Source organism: Thermosulfurimonas dismutans (assembly GCF_001652585.1).
Classification (GTDB): Bacteria; Desulfobacterota; Thermodesulfobacteria; order Thermodesulfobacteriales; family Thermodesulfobacteriaceae; genus Thermosulfurimonas; species Thermosulfurimonas dismutans.
Map to the genome: position 1 here is coordinate 1 of NZ_LWLG01000036.1, position 1,147 is coordinate 1,147.

Sequence of the window (1,147 nt, forward strand, 5' to 3'; positions counted from 1 at the left end):
AATTTTATTAATGGGAGCGCAAAATAGTAGACAGAGATTGGAATTTATGCTAGCCTGACTACATGAGCAAAGAACAAACAGATTTCAGAAATTGGGATGCCAGGAAGCTTTCTCCCAAGGCCCAAGAGGCCCTTCGGATTCGGGCGGTAAAGACCTATCTGGAAGGAGAAAAGACTCAGGAAGAGATAGCTCGGATCTTCGGGGTAGGTCGGAGCCGGATTAGCTACTGGTTGAAGCTTTATCGGGAAGGAGGCTGGGAGGCTTTAAAGGCGAAGAAGAGGGGAAGGCCTTCGGAAGGGAAGCTTAAGGGGTGGCAGGCGGCGGTGATCTGCAATCTCATTAGGGATCGATGTCCGGATCAGTTGAAGATGCCCTTTGCGTTATGGACGAGGGAGGCGGTGGGGCAGCTGATAGAGCGGAGATTTGGGGTGAAGCTTTCGGTATGGACGGTGGGGAGGTATTTGAGGCGGTGGGGTTTTACGCCGCAGAAGCCGTTACGCAAGGCTTATGAACAGAATCCTAAGGAAGTGAAGGTTTGGCTTGAGGAGAAGTATCCCGAGATACGGAGACGAGCGCGAGAGGAAGGGGCGGAGATTTACTGGGGTGACGAGACGGGGGTACGGTCGGATTATCAAGTAGGCAGAAGCTGGGCTCCGAAGGGGAAGACACCGGCGATAGAGACCACAGGGAGGCGCTACCGGTTCAACATGATTTCAGCGATCAGCAATCGAGGCAAGCTCAAGTTTATGATTTTTCGGGAGAGATTTACGACGGAAGTTTTTCTGGAATTTTTGAGAAGGTTGGTCAAATCGAATGGTAATCGGAAGGTTTATTTGATAGTGGACAATCATCGGGTGCATCATGCCAAGAGGGTGAAGGAATGGGTGGAGAAGAGGAAGGAGCGGATAGAGTTGTTTTATTTGCCGAGGTACAGTCCGGAGTTGAATCCGGATGAATATTTGAACCAGGATGTGAAGACGAATGCGGTGGGGAGGAGGAAGATCAGGAGTTATGAGGAGATGGAAGGAAATGTGAGGAGTTATTTACTGAGCACACAGAAACAGCCGGAGATAGTGAAGAGCTATTTTCGGGCTCCGAAGGTAAGGTATGCTCTTTAAATGTCTACTGTTTTATGCTCGGATTAATA

At 49.6% G+C, this 1,147-nt stretch carries 1 protein-coding gene; it reads left to right on the forward strand.

Annotated elements, in window-relative coordinates; genetic code table 11:
- The first annotated feature begins 62 nt into the window (after positions 1 to 62).
- Entirely contained in the window at positions 63 to 1,118 is a 1,056-nt protein-coding gene (locus tag TDIS_RS10575; RefSeq protein WP_068671856.1) for an IS630 family transposase, read from the forward strand.
- The last annotated feature ends 29 nt before the right edge of the window (positions 1,119 to 1,147 follow it).

Coding starts and splice junctions, on each gene's coding strand:
- TDIS_RS10575 (WP_068671856.1), top strand. CDS start 63: ATGAGCAAAGAACAAACAGATTTCAGAAATTGGGATGCCAGGAAGCTT.